Annotated in this window: 1 protein-coding gene; it reads right to left on the bottom strand. The window is 72.5% G+C overall.

All coding sequences use genetic code 11. The annotated features are described in order from the left end of the window. Nucleotides 1–834: hypothetical protein (locus PROKR_RS01490; protein WP_036959096.1), on the bottom strand; the 834-nt coding region annotated here is incomplete at both ends.

Raw genomic sequence — 834 nt, 5'->3', positions numbered from 1 at the left:
GGCCACGAGCAGCGCGGCCACGCCGGCGGTGAGCCAGGCTGCCTCGGGGCCGGTCGCGGCGAGCTCGTCGTCGGCATCGGCGGAGCCGCCGCCCTCGCTCTCGCTCTCGCCGTCACCCGGGGCGGCGTCGAGGCATGGGTCGGCGGAATCGATGTCCAGCTTGACCCATGCCTGGTGTGCGTCGTTCCCGGACCCCGTACGGAGCGTGAACAGCGGGTCGTCGACGTCAGGCAGGTCGACGGTGCCGGAGTCGCCGATCGGGCCGATCTCGCCGGTCATGCCCGGGGTGCTGCCGTCCCAGGCCAAGCGGCCCGACAGGTCGTTCCCGACGTACACGGTCCGGCCCCGCAGGATCTCGTCGTGGGTGTAGGGGAAGAGTCGGACCGTCGTCTCGTCCGTCGCCCACCACGCGTCGATGTCGTACACCAGGTAGCCCAGACCGTCCGTGCACTCGAAGGCCACGTCGACGAAGGTCTCGTCGTTGTGGTTGCAGCGCGGGAAGGCGAAGTCGGCGACCGGGACCGAGAGCGGGTCGGTGGTTCCGGGTTCCGGGGTGTCGAGGTACGGGGACTCCTCGAAGATGGGGTCGGTGAACGGGTCCGTGCCGAGCACCTCGCCCCACTCGTAGCCGTCCTCCAGGGTCGCCGTGAACACGCCGTCCACGAGCGCGTACGTGACGCCGTCCCCGTCCGCCGGGACCTGGAAGTCGTCCGACGGGTCCTCGTCGCAGGTGTAGACGGGCGCAGGGCGAGGGCGGTCTGCGCCGCGGCGACCTCGTCCTCCGGCTCGGCGCCGGTGTCCGCGGCGGGCGCGCTCGGCGTCGGCGACGCGGGG

Origin of the sequence: Promicromonospora kroppenstedtii DSM 19349, assembly GCF_000515355.1 — a bacterium.
Classification (GTDB): domain Bacteria; phylum Actinomycetota; class Actinomycetes; order Actinomycetales; family Cellulomonadaceae; genus Promicromonospora; species Promicromonospora kroppenstedtii.
Note: the sequence above shows the minus strand (reverse complement) of the source record. Positions and strands in the feature narration are given on the sequence as shown.